Source organism: Vibrio sp. V01_P9A10T6 (genome assembly GCF_963877065.1).
Lineage (GTDB): Bacteria > Pseudomonadota > Gammaproteobacteria > Enterobacterales > Vibrionaceae > Vibrio > Vibrio anguillarum.
Map to the genome: position 1 here is coordinate 14208 of NZ_CAWNTB010000149.1, position 17855 is coordinate 32062.

Sequence of the window (17855 nt, forward strand, 5' to 3'; positions counted from 1 at the left end):
ATGACGCTAAGACGTCTCTTTTCACGCTTAAAACCCAACTCTCTTGTCTCACGAACACTGCTGCTGACTTTGTTGGCGGTGGTGATAGCGCAGGGCATTGCAACGGCGATTTGGTACAGCCAATCTAAACAAAAAGAGTTGGAAGGGATCAGTTCCGTTTCTTCTAGCATGGCTGGTATGTTTGCTTCCACCGTGACCTTTTTTCAATCACTACCCGTCAAGTATCGGCATATCGTGCTGGATCAAATTCGCAATATGGGGGGAACCCGTTTTTTTGTCTCATTCAATAAAGAGCCATTGACTGTGGAGCCGATTATCGATACGCCGCTCAAGCGAGCTTCAGTCGACGCGGTGAGGGAAGTGTTGCAACAAAAGCTCAATAACGTTGAGAGTATTCAAGTTGAATTTACCAAACCAGAACATTTGCGGTTACTAAAAAACGATATTTTTCTCAGCGACTTACCCAAGTCCTGGGCCTACCATACACTCACACTTGAACCGTTAAACCCGCCAGTGCTGGTGGTGCAAATTGAACTCTCAAGCCATGAATGGGTTTACGTGGCGGCGCTACTTCCCGCTCCATACGTGAAATTGGATGACACTCTACTAAGAAAAGAGCAGATCTTATTTCTCTTTTTTTCCACCACCATTTTGTTAGCGTTGACCTACTTGCTTATGCGCCGCCAAGTTCGGCCACTGAGAAATTTAGCCAAAGCGGCGAATGAGATGAGTATGGATATTGCCCAGCGTCCCTTGCGTGAAGAGGGGGCGACAGAATTGATCACGGCGACCCGCGCATTCAATCGTATGCAGCAACGAATTCGACGTTACGTGGCCGATAGAGAACATCTGTTTTCGGCCATCTCTCATGATTTAAAAACACCCATCACCCGCTTACGCCTAAGGGCTGAATTGCTCGAAAGCGATGTTAAGCGCGAAAAATTTAACCGCGATCTCGATGAGCTAGAGATGATGGTTAAAGGGGCATTGCAGTGCGTGCGAGATACCGATTTACACGAAAATAACAGCAGTATTGATCTCAATGAGATGATTCAGACGATTGCTGAAGGGTACAACTTAACTCGCCAAGTGGTCCATTTTACGCCTACACAGCTTGAACCGATAATCGCTAAGCCTCTAGCTATTCAACGAGTATTGACAAACTTGATTGGCAATGGCGTGAAGTATGGTCAGCAAGTGTGGGTGAAGTTGGAAGAAAATCCAGAGTGGGCGGTTATCACCATCCAAGACCAAGGCCCGGGGATCCCGATAGATAAATTAGAAGCGGTCTTTGAGCCCTATTTTCGCCTTGCCGATGATGATCAAGGCCACGGTCTTGGCCTTGGAATATGCCGAAGTATTTTACATGGACACGGCGGAGATCTCATTTTACGCAATCCAGCTCATGGTGGTCTGGAAGCACAAGTCTTTATCCCACCTACGTTAGCGGTGTAGTGTAACGCTTTCGTTACGTTAAAATTACGGTTTGTTTCAACGAAAAAAATTTTCTTTGATTAGACTAGTAGGTAAACGATCAGCACTTTAATGGTTAATAAAAGTTTGCGAATCAGGTTTGCCGAATCAAAACCAAGGAAGATGATGATGAAATTTCATAACACTCTGCTTGCTTTATCTTTCCTCTCTGTTTCTTTCATCCCTTCGACTCACGCTGGTGAAGTGGAAGTACTCCATTGGTGGACTTCCGGTGGTGAAGCCAAGTCGATAGCTGTGCTCACCGAAATGTTGGAGCAGCAAGGCCATAGTTGGAAAGATTTCGCTGTCGCAGGTGGTGGTGGTGAAAGTGCCATGACGGTATTGAAAACGCGCGCGGTGTCGGGTAACCCACCGTCGGCGGCTCAAATTAAAGGACACGATATTCAAGAATGGGCGGGGCTTGGTTTTCTCACGAATCTTAATGATGTAGCCAAACTGGGTGGTTGGGATGAAGTCGTACCACCGATGATCACCAATGTCATGAAGTGGAATGGCCAGTATGTGGCCGTGCCAGTTAACGTGCATCGCGTCAACTGGTTGTGGGTTAACCCTGCGGTACTGGCTAAAGTGGGTGCTAAAGTGCCAACTACGTTAGACGAGTTTTTTGTTGCGGGCGATAAGATCAAAGCCGCGGGTTATGTGCCACTGGCGCACGGTGGCCAACCTTGGCAAGACGCGACGGTTTTTGAAACGGTGGCGTTGAGCGTTCTTGGCTCACAAGATTACGTGAAAGCGTTTGTTGAGCTTGATATGGCTGTGCTCGCGGGCGACAAAATGGTTGACGTGTTTAGCCAGTTTAAAAAAGTTCATGACTACATTGATGTTAACTCTCCAGGCCGTGATTGGAACGTTGCGACTTCAATGGTGATAAATGGTGAAGCGGCGATGCAGATCATGGGCGACTGGGCAAAAGGTGAGTTTACCGCAGCGGGCAAAGTTGCGGGTAAAGATTACCTGTGCGTGGCCGCGCCAGGTACGGCCGATCAATTTATCCATAATGTCGATAGTTTTGTCTTTTTTGAGCTAACTGATGCAGACAATAAGCAGGCGCAAAAAGCGCTAGCCGCCACGATCCTAGATCCTAAATTCCAAGAGGTATTTAACCTCAACAAAGGCTCGATCCCGGTACGCACAGATATGAATATGTCAAAATTTGACCAGTGCGCGTTGGACTCAATGGCGGCCTTTAAAGCGACGGCTAAGTCCAACAACCTTGTGCCCAGTATTGCCCATGGTATGTCGACAACCAGCTATGCCCAAGGCGCGATTTTTGATGTCGTAACGAACTTCTTCAATGATCCAAAAGCGGATCCAAAACAAGCAGCACAAAAACTAGCGAAAGCGGTGAAAGCTGCGATGTAGCCCTAACCCCCAGAGTGGGTAGGTTTTTTAGCCTGCCTGCTCACCCTCTTCTTGTAGCACACCACTTTCTGTGTGCTACTAACATAATCTGTCGGTTCTAACCAATTAGCGCGCTCTCCGATAAAGAGCTCGGGGGGAGTGCCCAAACTAGGCTTGCTGTTTGGGCGGAGGGTGCGCTTCCTTCCTGTTTCACATTTTTTGTCATTCTCATCGCCGCCCTTTGATGGATTTAGCTGGGTGTCATTTCCCACCCAAAATTCATATTCCTTGGGTCATTTTCTACCCATTTTTGCTTTCTATCATAAGATTCTATGGGTTGTTGTTAACTGAATAGCTGGTGACACCTTATGGTTACTGGCTTGTTAATGGAATGTGTCATGTTGGCTTGTTAATTGCCTTATAGAAAACAACCAGCACCCATTGATGGGGCTGATATGTTCAATCAAGGAGAATAATAATGTTAAAGCCACTGACTTTGCTGACCGCTTCCATTCTTGCTGTAACCAGTTTTAATGCGGCCGCAAATTGCGACCCCGGCGAAATCGTCATTAAGTTTAGCCACGTCACGAATACAGATAAGCACCCTAAAGGTATTGCGGCTTCGCTGCTTGAAGAGCGTGTTAATAAGGAGATGAATGGTAAGGCTTGCCTACAAGTTTTCCCTAATTCAACCTTATACGATGACGATAAAGTATTGGAAGCCATGCTAAACGGCGATGTGCAGCTAGCGGCGCCTTCATTATCAAAATTTGAAAAATTCACCAAAAAATTCCGTATTTTTGACCTGCCATTCCTATTTGAGGATGTGGACGCAGTTGACCGTTTCCAAAACTCGGCTGACGGTGAAAAACTAAAGAATTCAATGACACGTCGTGGTGTAAAAGGGTTGGAGTTTTGGCATAACGGTATGAAACAGATGTCAGCCAATAAACCTCTACTCGTTCCGGCGGATGCAAAAGGATTAAAGTTCCGTGTGCAAGCATCTGATGTACTGGTTGCTCAGTTTGAGCAGCTTGGTGCAAACCCGCAAAAAATGTCTTTTGCAGAAGTGTATGGCGGTTTGCAAACCAAAGTTATTGATGGTCAAGAAAATACATGGTCCAACATTTACGGTAAGAAATTCTTTGAAGTGCAAGATGGCATTACCGAAACCGATCACGGCATTTTGGACTACCTAGTGGTGACATCGAGCAAGTGGTGGGACAGCCTGCCAGCCGACGTGCGTGACCAGTTCGCGACCATTTTAAAAGAAGTCACTGAAGCGCGTAATGCGGAATCAAATAAAGTCGAGCTCCAAAATAGACAATACGTGTTGGAAGCCGGAGGCGTGATCCGCACTCTCACACCTGAACAGCGCCAGCAATGGGTTACAACGCTGAAGCCTGTGTGGCAGAAATTTGAAAAAGACATCGGTTCAGATTTGATTGAGGCAGCGCTGGCTTCAAACAAATAATCAGCCTCCAACCCCACCTTGCATGGTGGGGTTGGACTCAACGCGTTTATTGCTCGTCTCATTGATAACTAACCTGAAGCCGTGCGGTGACCTTGAGTCAATTCCGATAATTACTATGAGAGCGATGTATCACATGGAACACTCTTTTTTCTCTAAAGTCGGCCGATTTACCGATGCGATTGAAGAAATGCTGATTGCATTCTTCTTGGGCTCGATGACCTTATTAACGTTCGTTAACGTTGTTTATCGCTATGTTTTTAACGGCAACATTTTATGGGCATTGGAATTAACCGTGTTCATGTTTGCATGGATGGTACTGGTTGGTGCGTCCTATGGGGTAAAGAAACACTTTCACATCGGAGTTGATGTGGTCATTAACATGGTGCCTGCAACTATGCGAAAAGTGTCTGCACTGGTCGCGGTGGCTTGTTGTTTAACCTTTTCTATTTTACTGCTCATCGGTTCGTGGAATTACTGGTATCCGTTTGCGACTGAGCGTGCTTGGTATGAAACCGACGATATTCCTATGCCGGAAATGCTGCAATTTCTCTCCGATTGGCTCAATGAAGGGGAGCGCTATGAAAAAATGCCGCGCTTTATTCCATACATGGCATTGCCTATCGGAATGGGATTACTCACTTTTCGCTTTTTACAAATCGCCTATCAAATTCTCAGCGGTAAGTTAGACAGAATGATTTCTGGCCATGAAGCCGAGGAAGATCTTGAAGCGCTCAAAGCGGAAATGGCACAAGTGAGCGAGACCATGTTAGAGCCGAACCGCGAAGCGACCCCGCCTATTGATTCTCGCAAGGAGCGTTAATTCATGGATATTTTACTGCTGTTTGTTATGGTCATCGGCTTTATGCTAGTCGGTGTACCCATTGCTATCTCGCTCGGATTATCCAGCGTTTTGTTCCTACTTTGGCACTCCGATACTTCTTTAGCGTCAGTGGCTCAAACCTTGTTTAACGCTTTTGAAGGCCATTACACTTTGCTTGCGATTCCATTTTTTATTTTGGCTTCCAGCTTTATGTCAACCGGAGGTGTGGCAAAACGCATTATCCGTTTCGCTATCGCTATGGTGGGTTGGTTTCGGGGAGGGCTGGCGATTGCTTCGGTAGTGGCCTGTATGATGTTTGCAGCGCTGTCAGGTTCTTCACCGGCGACAGTAGTGGCGATCGGCAGTATTGTTATTGCTGGAATGGTCAAAAATGGCTACAGCAAAGAGTTTGCCGCTGGGGTTATTTGTAATGCTGGCACATTGGGCATCTTGATCCCACCTTCGATTGTGATGGTCGTGTACGCAGCCGCGACCGATGTATCGGTAGGGCGCATGTTTTTAGGCGGTGTGATCCCAGGTTTATTAGCGGGTTTGATGCTGATTGTTGCTATCTACATTTTTGCACGAATTAAAAACCTGCCGAAACAACCTTTTGTGGGTTGGAAAGAAGCGATCTTCGCCGCCAAAGATGCCAGCTGGGGTTTGTTGCTGGTGGTGATCATTCTCGGCGGGATTTACGGTGGTATCTTTACGCCAACCGAAGCGGCTGCGGTGGCAGCGGTATACGCTTTCTTGATTGCCAATTTTGTTTACAAAGATATGGGGCCGTTCGCCGACAAAGAAAATACCAAACCTGCCTTGGTCAAAATCGTGCAAGCCTTTTTCCATAAAGATACGCAAGCGACTTTGTTTGATGCAGGCAAATTGACCATTATGCTGCTGTTTATTATCGCCAATGCATTGATATTGAAACATGTTCTGACCGAAGAGCGCATTCCGCAAATTATTGCCGAATCGATGCTTTCCGCCGGTCTCGGGCCTATAACATTCTTGATTGTAGTCAACATATTACTGCTACTTGGTGGTCAGTTTATGGAGCCATCAGGGCTGCTGATCATTGTTGCTCCATTGGTCTTCCCCATCGCCATCGCACTCGGTATTGACCCCATTCACCTTGGGATCATGATGGTGGTGAACATGGAAATAGGGATGATCACACCGCCCGTCGGGTTAAACTTGTTTGTCACCGCAGGGGTAGCCAAAATGTCGATGATGAATGTGGTGAAAGCGGCGCTACCGTGGGTGGCGATTATGTTCCTATTTTTGATGATTGTGACCTACGTGCCTTGGATTTCCACTTGGTTACCAACCACCTTAATGGGGCCGGAAATCATCACTAAGTAACCAAAATGCTGACCTGAAATTTCTATGGCTGCGGTATGTTATTAGAGCTCTATATTTTATAGAGCTCTTTGTCTAATCCGTAACGCTGCATTTTGTCGTACAACGTTTTACGCGGTACGTTGAGCCTTTCCATTGTTTCATTGATACGCCCACCACACTCAATCAATGCTTGTTCGATCACGGATTTTTCAAATTCGGCCACTTGTTCGACTAAATGGGTGGGTAATTTTTGTGATGGCTCGCTGTCGCCTAACTGAGCCAGTTTCCCCAATAGCACATAGCGCTCTGCGGCGTTGCGTAGTTCGCGCACGTTTCCCGGCCAGTCATGGCTGATTAAGCGCTGCATTTCAGGTTGAGAGAGTGCGGTTGCCGCTTTACCGTAACGAGCCGCGGCCACTAACAAAAAATGATGGAAAAGCGCAGGAATATCCTCTTTACGTTGGCGAAGTGGTGGAATATCTAATGTGACAATGTTTAAGCGATAGTAGAGATCTTGACGAAAGGTGCCTGCTTGAGCTGCTTGCTTTAAATCAACTTTTGTTGCGGCGATGACTCGAATATCCAGAGGAATCAAGGTATTGGACCCAACTCGTTCAATGACTCTTTCTTGCAATACGCGTAATAAACGAATTTGCGCCTGCATCGGCATTGATTCAATCTCGTCCAGAAATAAGGTGCCGCCTTGTGCATGTTCAAATTTACCAATGCGTTTGGTTTCAGCGCCAGTAAAGGCGCCTTTTTCATGGCCGTAAAGTTCACTTTCTATCAAATTTTCAGGCACTGCGCCGCAGTTCAGTGCGACGAAATTGAGCTCGCGGCGAGAACTCTGCTCATGTAACGAGCGAGCAACCAGCTCCTTTCCTGTGCCAGTTTCGCCAAACAGTAGAATGTCAGCCTGAGTGTCGGCGACATGAGTGATGGTGTCCCTTAACGCTTGTATGTTGCCAGTATTACCGATAATGCGTGGTCCAAGAGTTTGGCTCGCTTTTAAGCTGCGTTTTAGCTGTTGATTTTCTAACGTTAAGTGGCGTTTTTCTATCGCGCGGTGGATGGTTTCTATCAAGCGTTCAGTAGCAAAAGGTTTTTCGATAAAATCGTATGCGCCATCGTGCATCGCTTGTACGGCCATCGAAATATCGCCATGTCCTGTGATCAAAATAACAGGGACCTCAGCATCTTGATGATGAATCGAGTTGAGTAAGCTCTGGCCACTGAGGCCAGGTAAGCAAATATCGCTCACCACCACAAGAGGCAGCCCGTCGGCTTTGGCCGCCAGTAAGGCTTCTTCCGCACTGGAAAATAACCGCGCTGTGAGGTCGGCGAGCTCGAAACTTTGCGCAATGGCGATACGGATATCCGCCTCATCATCGATAAAAAATACATCACACATTGGTTGTCCTTAACTGCTTTTTATCTTTAAACCATACTTTGTCTGTAAATCACGCGCTTGGCGTAACGATCGGTAGAGAGACTGAAAATCGCGCCCCACACTGCGGTGAACTGGTCATCGTTAACTCACCGTCCATGCTTTGTATTATCTGCTGTGAAATCGACAAGCCTAAGCCTAAGCCATTTTTTTTCGTGGTGAAAAACGGTTCGAAAAGATGGGCTATTTTTTCTTGTGTAATTCCCGGGCCGTTATCATCAATATGGATCAACACTTGAGAGGCCTTGCACTCAGTGCTCAAACGAACGCATTTTTGATGCTGTTCCTCAAGGGCCTGTATCGCGTTGGTTAGCAAGTTAATCAAGACTTGTTCTAGTTGGATTGGATTGACACGCACCCAAAGATCCATCGCGGGTAATTCCATTTCAAACTGAATCAAATTCGATTTAAATTGCGGTTGCATCAACTCTTTTGTCGACAAAATGATCGGTAATAATTGCGCGTTCACTTTCTCATCGGTGTTACTTTTTCGCGCAAACGATTTGAGCTGTTCACTGATTTTAGCCATGCGTTCGGTGAGCGCTGAAATGCGAGTCAAGTTGTCATCGGTCCGTTCCGGCTTACCATTGGCTAAAAAACGCCGCCCATTGTCGGCAAAACTGCGGATAGCGGCCAGTGGATTATTCAGCTCGTGACTAATACTGGCGGACATTTGCCCAAGCACAGCCAGTTTCGCAGCTTGGATCAATTCATCTTGAGTTTGGCGTAACATGCTCTCTGTTTTACTTCGCTCCGCAATTTCCGCGTGCAGTGCAGAGGTTCGCTCCATCACCAGAAACTCTAATTTTTGTTTTGCTTCAGACTGTAACTGTTCGATTTGGCGCTGTTTGAGTTGGCGGTGATGAACCAGTAATAGCCCTAAGTAGACGATGGCAAACAGCATGCTGTTGATCAGAGTAAATCCAAAGCTATCCCAGAAAATGTTTATTTTGGGCGATAAAACCCGAATGTTTAGCCCGATACTGGGCAGCGGTTTGGTTGAAACGATGAAATCGCCTTTAATCCAAGTTTGATAAGGATTTTCCCATTCGGCAACGGATGCGCTGAAATCGCCGATCAATCCGAGTGAGCGAATGGAGGTATCAAGATATTGGCGGCTATTTTGAACCGCAATTCGATCGCTTTCGCTCAGCATGGCAACACTTTTAAACAGCCACTCCGGTTGGCTGGACATGAAAATAATGTTGTTGCTGTCGGTGGCGACAAAATAGCTTTGTTTGCTCTGCCAGTTTTCCTCAATCGCGGAAAGATCCATTTTCACTACCACTACGCCAATGACATCCGCGGCATAAACGATAGGGTAGGAGTAGTAATATCCTCGTTGCCCCGATGTTGATCCTAACGCAAAATATTGGCTCTCTTGCCCAGTTATGGCCGTTTTAAAGTAAGGCCGCCAAGCGAAGTTTCGGCCAATAAATGAATGAGTGAGGTGCCAGTTACTTGCTGCGATCGTGTTGCCATATTGGTCGATGAGGTAGGTGTCAGCGGCTTGAATCACTTCATTGACCTGTTCTAAATAGCGATTAGTGATTTCAATTTGGGCGCTATTGCTGGGGCTGTGTAAAGCGTCAATGAGTTCTTTATCTTTGGCTAGCAATCTTGGGATATGTGCATATTTATCAAGTTTTGTGGTGATGTGGCTAGAGAATCGCTCTAGCTGAGCTTGATGTTCAATCAATAAACTTTGATAGTTGTGCCGCCAAACAAAATGCGCCCCAGCCGCGGTAGACAAAAGAAATAACGTTACAAAAATAAGGTTTACTCGGCGAATATGTAGCATCCTTTCTCCATGTTCAGCGGCGCGACAAGGGCAGTTCTTTTGCGAGAGATATCCATTTTTGCAAGTGATAATGCTCCCAGCATTGACTCATAATTCTACTGGTTTTCCTTTGGGTGATGTTTAAAAAGAGCGCAATTGTGGGGTGCAAAACAGGAGCAAGATCTCTTTTTACGCTTTTGGGGTAAAAAAAGCCTCGATTCCCTTGAAAAAGCCTTTATTGTCCCCATTTCAAAACTGTGCTTTTTCACGTTGGTGGAATTTTTAGCACTTAGAAAGCAATTTAGGGTACGGAATCATCTCTCTGCGGTGATTGGCTCGACAGCACTGATTCTGGTCGGTAGAATGTCGCGTCTAAATTTTCTGTCCTGAGACTAATCAGAGATACCTTTTGTGATGCATTAGAGTCTCTAAAGATATCGCTTATTAGTCCAATATTGGGTCTTTTGGCCAATGTTGATGCTGGTTTTAATATAAGTGTTCGGATAGAGCACAACACAAGGATGCAGCCAAGCACAAGGCATCGCCTAAGTTGCGGCTCATATTGCTCAGAAATACTGGGCCAGTTTTGAGGTTTATAAATAATGCAAGTTACTGTTGAAACGCTAGAAGGCCTAGAGCGCCGTCTGAATATTACTGTTCCTGCTGCTAACATCGAAGATGCAGTTACAAAAGAGCTACGCAATATCGCTAAGAATCGTCGTTTCGATGGTTTCCGCAAAGGCAAAGTGCCTTTGAAAATGGTTGCGCAAATGTACGGTAAAGCGGTACGTCAAGACGTCATGGGCGAAGTGATGCAACGCCACTTCATTGAAGCTATCGTAAAAGAGAAAATCAACCCAGCAGGCGCACCAACATTCGCACCAGTTTCTATCGAAGAAGGCCAAGACCTTGTTTTCAATGCAACTTTTGAAGTATATCCAGAAGTTGAGTTAAAAGGTCTAGAAAACATCACTGTTGAAAAACCATCGGTTGAAGTGAAGGAAGAAGACGTTGCTGAGATGCTAGAAACGTTACGCAAGCAACAAGCAACGTGGAAAGAAGTAGACGCAGCTGCGGAAGCGGGTTCGCGCGCGACGATCGATTTCGTTGGTTCTATTGATGGCGTTGAGTTTGAAGGCGGTAAAGCTGAAAACTTCCCTCTAGAAATGGGTGCAGGTCGCATGATCCCTGGTTTTGAAGACGGTATCGTTGGCAAAACCAAAGGTATGGAATTTGAAATCGACGTTAACTTCCCTGAAGATTACCACGCGGAAAATCTAAAAGGTAAAGCGGCGAAATTCGCAATTAAAATCAACAAAGTTGAAGTGCGTGAATTACCAGAGTTAAACGACGAGTTCGTTGCCAAATTCGGTGTCGCTGAAGGTGGCGTTGAAGCGCTGAAAGCTGAAGTTCGCAAGAATATGGAACGTGAACTTAAGCAAGCAGTAAAAAACCGCATTAAAGAGCAAGCGATTGAAGGTCTAGTAAAAGAGAACGATATCAATGTTCCTTCTGCCCTGATCGATCAAGAGATCGACGTACTGCGTCAACAAGCTGCGCAACGCTTTGGCGGTAACCCAGAAGCGGCCGCTCAACTACCACGTGAATTGTTCGAAGAACAAGCAAAACGTCGCGTAGTGGTTGGCCTACTTCTTGGTGAAGTGATCAAGTCTGAAGAGCTAAAAGCTGACGAAGATAAAGTGAAAGCATTGATCGAAGAGATGGCAACAGCGTACGAAGATCCAGCTGAAGTAATGGCATACTATTCTCAAAATCAGCAAATGATGAACAACATGCGTAACCTTGCTCTAGAAGAGCAAGCAATCGACGCGATCATTGCTAAAGCACAGGTTTCTGAAAAGGCTGTTAGCTTCAATGAGCTAATGAACCAGCAACCTGCTTAATAAGCAATATGTAGCGTAGGTGGTTGACTACAGGTTAACTATTCTGCTAACAATGGTCCGTGTGATACCCATCATTCGGGCCATTTATTTTAGGGACATAACAATATGAGCTACCAAGAAAAAAACGCAATGTCGCCAATTTTTGACGCGCTAGTACCCATGGTGGTTGAGCAGACTTCCCGCGGTGAGCGCTCATACGATATTTATTCTCGCCTACTCAAAGAACGAGTGATTTTCTTAACAGGTCAAGTTGAAGATCACATGGCTAACCTTGTTGTAGCGCAGCTGTTGTTTTTAGAATCGGAAAACCCTGATAAAGATATTTTCCTCTACATCAACTCGCCAGGAGGTAGTGTGACTGCTGGTATGTCAATTTATGACACCATGCAGTTCATCAAGCCGAATGTTAGCACTGTTTGTATGGGCCAAGCTTGTTCAATGGGAGCATTCCTATTGGCTGGTGGCGCTCCGGGGAAACGTTATGTGTTGCCTAACTCACGCGTGATGATTCATCAGCCTTTAGGTGGTTTCCAAGGCCAAGCTTCGGATATCCAGATCCATGCTCAAGAGATCCTTACCATCAAGCAAAAACTCAACAAATTGCTTGCTGAGCATACAGGCCAACCGCTTGAAGTTATCGAGCGTGATACCGACCGTGATAACTTTATGTCTGCTGACCAAGCTGTGGAATACGGTTTAGTCGATGCAGTCTTGCGTCACCGCGGCGAATAACAGTTCTCAGAATTGTTTAACGCATTTTGGCGTAATTTGAGTTACACTCAGACGATTAAAAGTAAAGGCTAAGAGGTTAGCGAATGACAGACAAAAGCAAAGAGAGCGGTAGTAGTAAACTGTTGTATTGCTCTTTCTGTGGCAAAAGCCAGCACGAAGTTCGCAAGCTGATCGCCGGTCCTTCTGTTTACATCTGTGATGAATGCGTTGATTTATGTAACGACATCATTCGTGAAGAGATTAAGGATGTTCTGCCAAAAAAGGAATCTGAGGCGTTACCTACGCCGCATAAGATCCGTGAACATCTTGATGACTATGTGATTGGCCAGGAACATGCAAAAAAAGTGCTCGCAGTGGCCGTATATAATCACTACAAGCGTTTACGAAACGGTGATAAAACGAGCGATGGGGTTGAGTTAGGTAAGAGTAATATTCTTCTTATTGGCCCAACAGGTAGTGGTAAAACACTGCTTGCAGAAACATTAGCTCGTTTCCTAGACGTACCTTTCACAATGGCAGACGCCACCACATTAACTGAAGCAGGTTATGTCGGCGAAGATGTTGAAAACATAATCCAAAAGCTGCTGCAAAAATGTGATTATGACGTTGCAAAAGCGGAACGTGGTATCGTCTACATCGATGAAATTGATAAGATTTCTCGTAAAGCAGAAAATCCTTCAATTACCCGAGATGTCTCAGGTGAAGGGGTTCAGCAAGCGCTGTTGAAATTGGTGGAAGGCACTATCGCTTCGGTTCCGCCGCAAGGTGGCCGTAAGCATCCACAACAAGAGTTTTTACAGGTAGACACATCCAAAATCCTCTTTATCTGTGGTGGTGCATTTGCGGGCCTAGATAAAGTGATTGAACAACGTGTTGCGACAGGTTCAGGTATTGGCTTTGGTGCGGAAGTTCGTTCTAAAGATGAAACCAAAACTATCGGTGAGTTGTTCAATCAAGTAGAGCCTGAAGATTTGGTAAAATATGGGTTGATCCCTGAATTTATCGGTCGTCTTCCCGTAACGGCTACCTTGACAGAGCTGGATGAAGAAGCACTGATTCAAATCTTGTGTGAGCCGAAAAACGCGCTGACGAAACAGTACGCAGCCTTGTTTGAGTTAGAGAACGTTGACCTAGAGTTTCGTGAAGACGCATTGCGCGCCATTGCAAAAAAAGCAATGAACCGCAAAACGGGCGCACGTGGTTTACGCTCAATATTGGAAGGTGTACTACTCGAAACCATGTATGAACTGCCATCGGTAAACGATGTCAGTAAAGTGGTTATCGATGAATCAGTCATTAATGGTGAATCACAACCGCTACTAATTTACAGCGGAAATGAGAGCCAAGCGGCTGGCGCAGAGTAAATCTCAATCAGAAATATTTAAAGGAGGTAGCAAATACCTCCTTTTTTTTATTCTGTTATTGAATCCAGTGAGTTAGCCCCCATATACTCGGTAATCAGTTGAAGCGGAAGAGAGAATAATATGAACTTGGAACGTTCCGAGCGTATCGAGATCCCCGTACTACCTCTACGTGACGTGGTGGTTTATCCTCATATGGTCATTCCTTTGTTTGTTGGCAGAGAAAAATCCATCCAATGCCTTGAAGCGGCGATGGATAACAACAAGCAAGTGTTACTTGTGGCACAAAAGCAAGCGGAAACCGACGAACCGAAAATTGAAGATCTTTTTGAAGTCGGGACAGTTGCAACGATTTTACAACTTCTGAAATTACCTGACGGTACCGTGAAAGTGTTGGTTGAAGGCCAACAGCGAGCGAAAATTGATCGCTTCATCGAGCGTGAATTTTTCTCCGCAGAAGCGCAGTATCTTGTCACTCCTGAGTTGGATGATAAAGAGCAGGAAGTCGTCGTTCGCAGCGCAATCAACCAATTTGATGGTTTTATCAAACTCAATAAGAAAATCCCGCCTGAAGTATTAACGTCGTTAAATGGGATTGATGAAGCAGCGCGTTTGGCTGATACCATCGCCGCTCACATGCCATTGAAATTGATTGAAAAACAAAAAGTTCTCGAAATCGTTGATGTCAGTGAACGTTTGGAATTTTTAATGGGACAAATGGAAGCGGAGATCGATCTATTACAGGTTGAAAAACGCATTCGTGGTCGCGTTAAAAAGCAGATGGAAAAATCTCAGCGTGAGTATTACCTCAACGAGCAGATGAAAGCGATTCAGAAAGAATTAGGTGAGATGGATGACGCACCTGATGAATTTGAAATGCTGAAGAAGAAGATTGACGATTCCAAAATGCCGCAGGAAGCGCGCCAAAAAACGGAACAAGAGCTGCAGAAATTAAAGATGATGTCTCCAATGTCTGCAGAAGCAACCGTTGTGCGTAGCTATATTGATTGGATGGTCAATGTTCCTTGGGCAAAACGTTCAAAAGTTAAGAAAGATTTGGCAAAAGCTGAAGAGATTTTAAATGCCGATCACTACGGTTTAGATCGTGTCAAAGAGCGTATTTTAGAATATCTCGCGGTACAAAGTCGTATCAACAAGCTGAAAGGGCCAATTTTGTGTCTTGTTGGTCCCCCGGGCGTTGGTAAAACGTCTCTTGGCCGCTCGATAGCGGCGGCAACAGGTCGACAATATACCCGTATGGCGTTAGGTGGAGTGCGTGATGAAGCAGAAATTCGTGGTCACCGCCGTACTTACATCGGTTCTCTTCCGGGTAAGTTGATTCAAAAAATGGCGAAAGTTGGCGTGAAAAACCCACTGTTCCTGCTTGATGAAATCGACAAAATGTCTTCAGATATGCGTGGTGACCCATCTTCCGCATTGTTGGAGGTGCTTGACCCTGAACAAAATAGCACCTTTAACGATCACTATTTAGAAGTGGACTATGACTTGTCTGATGTCATGTTTGTTGCGACATCAAACTCAATGAACATCCCAGGTCCGCTGCTTGACCGTATGGAAGTTATCCGCCTTTCCGGATATACAGAAGACGAAAAGCTGAATATTGCTAAACGCCATCTAGTGACTAAGCAAGTTGAGCGGAATGGTTTGAAGCCTCATGAAATTGTTATCGAAGATTCAGCCATCATTGGTATTATCCGTTATTACACACGTGAGGCGGGCGTACGAAGCTTAGAGCGAGAGATTTCAAAAATTTGCCGTAAAGCGGTGAAGAAAATCTTGTTGAATAAAGACATAAAAACCGTGGGAGCCAACCAAGAGAATTTAAAAGAGTTTCTAGGTGTGCAACGTTGTGATTTTGGCAAAGCCGACGACAGTAACCAAATTGGCCAAGTTACGGGTTTAGCATGGACAGAAGTAGGCGGTGATTTGCTGACTATTGAAACCGAATCAATGCCTGGCAAAGGCAAGTTGACGCAAACTGGTTCTCTGGGCGAGGTGATGCAAGAATCCATTCAAGCTGCGATGACGGTGGTTCGCGCACGCGCCGAGAAATTAGGGATTAACGCTGATTTCTATGAAAAGCGTGACATTCACGTTCACGTGCCAGAAGGCGCAACACCAAAAGATGGCCCAAGCGCGGGTATTGCTATGTGTACGGCGCTTGTCTCTAGCTTGACGGGTAATCCTGTGAAAGCGGAAGTCGCGATGACGGGTGAGATAACGTTGCGTGGTGAAGTATTACCTATCGGTGGTTTGAAAGAAAAACTGCTCGCAGCACATCGTGGTGGTATCACCACCGTATTGATCCCAAAAGAGAATGAGCGTGATTTGGAAGAGATCCCTGCAAATGTGATTGCTGATCTAAAAGTCATTCCCGTTCAATGGATTGATGAAGTTTTGAAGATCGCACTTGAACGAGACCCTTCTGGGGTTGAATTTGAAGCTAAAAAATAGTGATGTGCAGCAAAAATAAGTAAAAGATCACGCTGATAGGCTTAAAAAGGCTTGTCAGCGTTTTTTTTGGGCGCTAACGTAAGCCCCTATAGCTTGCAGCCCAGATGTAATAAGGCTTCAAGCTAGTTTGGGAACTTAATGGAACGAAAAGTCACCGTTAAAAAATAATAATGGGTGACGCAAAGGGGAATCACAGTGAATAAAACACAATTAGTAGAAAAAATCGCAGAAAACGCTGACATCTCTAAAGCATCGGCAGGCCGTGCTCTTGATGCATTCATCGAAGCCGTTAGTGGCACTCTTCAATCTGGCGATCAAGTAGCGCTTGTTGGCTTTGGTACATTTAGCGTTCGCACTCGTGCAGCGCGCACGGGTCGTAACCCTAAAACGGGTGAAGAGATCCAAATCGCAGAAGCAAAAGTACCTGCTTTCAAAGCAGGCAAAGCGCTTAAAGACGCTTGCAACTAATCAAAATCGTTATTTTTTGCGGCTTAAGCGCAAAATTAATTCGAACCTTTTGAAATTATGCGCATCCTACTGATGCGCATTTCTTTTTCTGATATTATCGCGCTATTCAATTTTTAGGCTGAAGTGTGAAGCTTCTTATCCGGAGAGCAGTTAGATTATGATGGATCGATTACGCGAAGGCGTGAACAGCATCGCGGTGAAAATTATTCTAGGAATGATTATCTTATCATTCGTATTCGCAGGTGTCGGTAGCTACTTGGTCAGCGGTGGCAGTAATGCTGCGGCTAAAGTTGGCAATAGTGAGATTGGCCGTGGTGAATTTGAACAAGCGTACCAGAACGAGCGCAATCGCATGCAATCCCAATTAGGGGATTATTTTGCTAACTTGCTCGCTGATCCTCAGTATGTCGAGTCATTTCGTAAGTCAGTGCTTGATCGTATGGTTAACGATTTATTGTTGGAGCAGCATGCACAATCACTAGGTTTACGAGTGAGCGATGATCAGGTTCGTAAAATGATTTTAGACATGCCCCAATTCCAAACTGGCGGTAAGTTTGACCAAGAAATCTATCAAGCAGCTCTTCGCCGTGCAGGTTTCTCTGCTGAAAGCTTTGCAGAATATCTACGTCGTGATCTTATCCGTAACCAGTTACTTAGTGCTATCCAAGGTAGTGAATTTACGTTGCAGGGTGAAGTTAATCAGCAAAGTGAACTGATCTCTCAAACCCGTGATATCCGTGCACTCACATTGTCACTCAGCGACTTTGCTAAAAATGTTGAGTTGAGTGATGAAGAAATTACTCAATATTATCAACAAAATGCAGAGCGCTATACCCGTCCAGAGCAGGTTAAAGTGGCTTATATCGAGCTTTCTGCCCAACAATTGAAAGACCAAATTGTAGTGTCTGATGAACAGGCCGAGCAGTACTACCAAGAGCATTTAGACAAATACTCCACTCAAGCACAGCGTAAAGTAAGCCATATTTTGGTTCAAGGTGATGATAAAACTAAAGCACAGGCGATTCTCGATGAACTGAATGCTGGCGCTGATTTCGCGACTTTAGCGAAAGAAAAATCAGAAGACGTAGGAAGCGCAGAAGAGGGGGGGTCGCTAGGTTGGATTGAACATGATGTGATGGACCCAGCTTTTGAACAAGCAGCCTTTGCTATCGAACAGATAGGGGATATCACAGGGTTGGTCAAATCTGAATTTGG

Annotated in this window: 13 protein-coding genes; 11 read left to right on the plus strand and 2 right to left on the minus strand. The window is 45.3% G+C overall.

Going from position 1 to position 17855, the window contains the following annotated elements:
• From AACQ21_RS09380 to AACQ21_RS09400, 5 genes are all read left to right on the plus strand, one after another.
• Positions 1 to 1455: an ATP-binding protein gene (locus tag AACQ21_RS09380; RefSeq protein WP_105977373.1), complete on the plus strand. Its 1455-nt coding sequence runs from the start codon at positions 1 to 3 to the stop codon at positions 1453 to 1455.
• Positions 1456 to 1602: 147 nt separating this feature from the next.
• Positions 1603 to 2856 (plus strand): ABC transporter substrate-binding protein, encoded by a 1254-nt coding sequence (locus AACQ21_RS09385; RefSeq protein ID WP_064624924.1) that lies wholly within the window; start codon positions 1603 to 1605, stop codon positions 2854 to 2856.
• Between the two features lie 457 nt (positions 2857 to 3313).
• Complete coding sequence (locus AACQ21_RS09390; protein ID WP_017044592.1) at positions 3314 to 4309, plus strand: TRAP transporter substrate-binding protein; 996 nt, start codon at positions 3314 to 3316, stop codon at positions 4307 to 4309.
• A 133-nt stretch (positions 4310 to 4442) separates the two neighbouring features.
• Entirely contained in the window at positions 4443 to 5129 is a 687-nt protein-coding gene (locus tag AACQ21_RS09395; protein WP_026028632.1) for a TRAP transporter small permease, read from the plus strand.
• Positions 5130 to 5132: 3 nt separating this feature from the next.
• Positions 5133 to 6494, plus strand: coding sequence for a TRAP transporter large permease (locus AACQ21_RS09400; RefSeq protein ID WP_013857190.1), 1362 nt, complete (start codon positions 5133 to 5135; stop codon positions 6492 to 6494).
• Positions 6495 to 6543: 49 nt separating this feature from the next.
• On the opposite strand, the gene AACQ21_RS09405 is transcribed toward AACQ21_RS09400, so the two are convergent.
• Together AACQ21_RS09405 and AACQ21_RS09410 are read right to left on the minus strand one after the other, a co-directional pair.
• On the minus strand, positions 6544 to 7884 hold the full coding sequence (locus AACQ21_RS09405) for a sigma-54-dependent transcriptional regulator (protein ID WP_047690794.1): 1341 nt from the start codon (positions 7882 to 7884) through the stop codon (positions 6544 to 6546).
• Between the two features lie 49 nt (positions 7885 to 7933).
• Positions 7934 to 9721: a sensor histidine kinase gene (locus tag AACQ21_RS09410; RefSeq protein WP_105977374.1), complete on the minus strand. Its 1788-nt coding sequence runs from the start codon at positions 9719 to 9721 to the stop codon at positions 7934 to 7936.
• A gap of 581 nt (positions 9722 to 10302) precedes the next feature.
• Between AACQ21_RS09410 and tig the strand changes: the two genes are divergently transcribed.
• The 6 genes from tig to AACQ21_RS09440 all read left to right on the plus strand — a co-directional run.
• Entirely contained in the window at positions 10303 to 11604 is a 1302-nt protein-coding gene (tig, locus tag AACQ21_RS09415; RefSeq protein WP_105977375.1) for a trigger factor, read from the plus strand.
• A gap of 105 nt (positions 11605 to 11709) precedes the next feature.
• Positions 11710 to 12336: an ATP-dependent Clp endopeptidase proteolytic subunit ClpP gene (gene clpP, locus AACQ21_RS09420; protein ID WP_010317461.1), complete on the plus strand. Its 627-nt coding sequence runs from the start codon at positions 11710 to 11712 to the stop codon at positions 12334 to 12336.
• Positions 12337 to 12419: 83 nt separating this feature from the next.
• The gene (gene clpX / locus AACQ21_RS09425) at positions 12420 to 13700 is read left to right on the plus strand and encodes an ATP-dependent protease ATP-binding subunit ClpX (RefSeq protein ID WP_013857185.1); all 1281 of its coding nucleotides are present in this window, start codon (positions 12420 to 12422) and stop codon (positions 13698 to 13700) included.
• Between the two features lie 120 nt (positions 13701 to 13820).
• Positions 13821 to 16172 carry an endopeptidase La gene (gene lon / locus AACQ21_RS09430; protein WP_105977376.1) on the plus strand — a complete coding sequence of 784 codons (2352 nt, stop codon included), beginning with the start codon at positions 13821 to 13823 and terminating at the stop codon, positions 16170 to 16172.
• Positions 16173 to 16367: 195 nt separating this feature from the next.
• Positions 16368 to 16640 carry an HU family DNA-binding protein gene (locus AACQ21_RS09435; RefSeq protein ID WP_026027116.1) on the plus strand — a complete coding sequence of 91 codons (273 nt, stop codon included), beginning with the start codon at positions 16368 to 16370 and terminating at the stop codon, positions 16638 to 16640.
• Positions 16641 to 16797: 157 nt separating this feature from the next.
• Positions 16798 to 17855 (plus strand): SurA N-terminal domain-containing protein (locus tag AACQ21_RS09440; protein WP_181185587.1); only part of this gene is annotated, 1058 nt, incomplete at its 3' end.

Coding starts and splice junctions, on each gene's coding strand:
- clpP (WP_010317461.1), top strand. CDS start 11,710: ATGAGCTACCAAGAAAAAAACGCAATGTCGCCAATTTTTGACGCGCTA.
- AACQ21_RS09385 (WP_064624924.1), top strand. CDS start 1,603: ATGAAATTTCATAACACTCTGCTTGCTTTATCTTTCCTCTCTGTTTCT.
- lon (WP_105977376.1), top strand. CDS start 13,821: ATGAACTTGGAACGTTCCGAGCGTATCGAGATCCCCGTACTACCTCTA.
- AACQ21_RS09405 (WP_047690794.1), bottom strand. CDS start 7,884: ATGTGTGATGTATTTTTTATCGATGATGAGGCGGATATCCGTATCGCC.
- clpX (WP_013857185.1), top strand. CDS start 12,420: ATGACAGACAAAAGCAAAGAGAGCGGTAGTAGTAAACTGTTGTATTGC.
- AACQ21_RS09395 (WP_026028632.1), top strand. CDS start 4,443: ATGGAACACTCTTTTTTCTCTAAAGTCGGCCGATTTACCGATGCGATT.
- AACQ21_RS09410 (WP_105977374.1), bottom strand. CDS start 9,721: ATGCTACATATTCGCCGAGTAAACCTTATTTTTGTAACGTTATTTCTT.
- AACQ21_RS09380 (WP_105977373.1), top strand. CDS start 1: ATGACGCTAAGACGTCTCTTTTCACGCTTAAAACCCAACTCTCTTGTC.
- AACQ21_RS09400 (WP_013857190.1), top strand. CDS start 5,133: ATGGATATTTTACTGCTGTTTGTTATGGTCATCGGCTTTATGCTAGTC.
- AACQ21_RS09390 (WP_017044592.1), top strand. CDS start 3,314: ATGTTAAAGCCACTGACTTTGCTGACCGCTTCCATTCTTGCTGTAACC.
- tig (WP_105977375.1), top strand. CDS start 10,303: ATGCAAGTTACTGTTGAAACGCTAGAAGGCCTAGAGCGCCGTCTGAAT.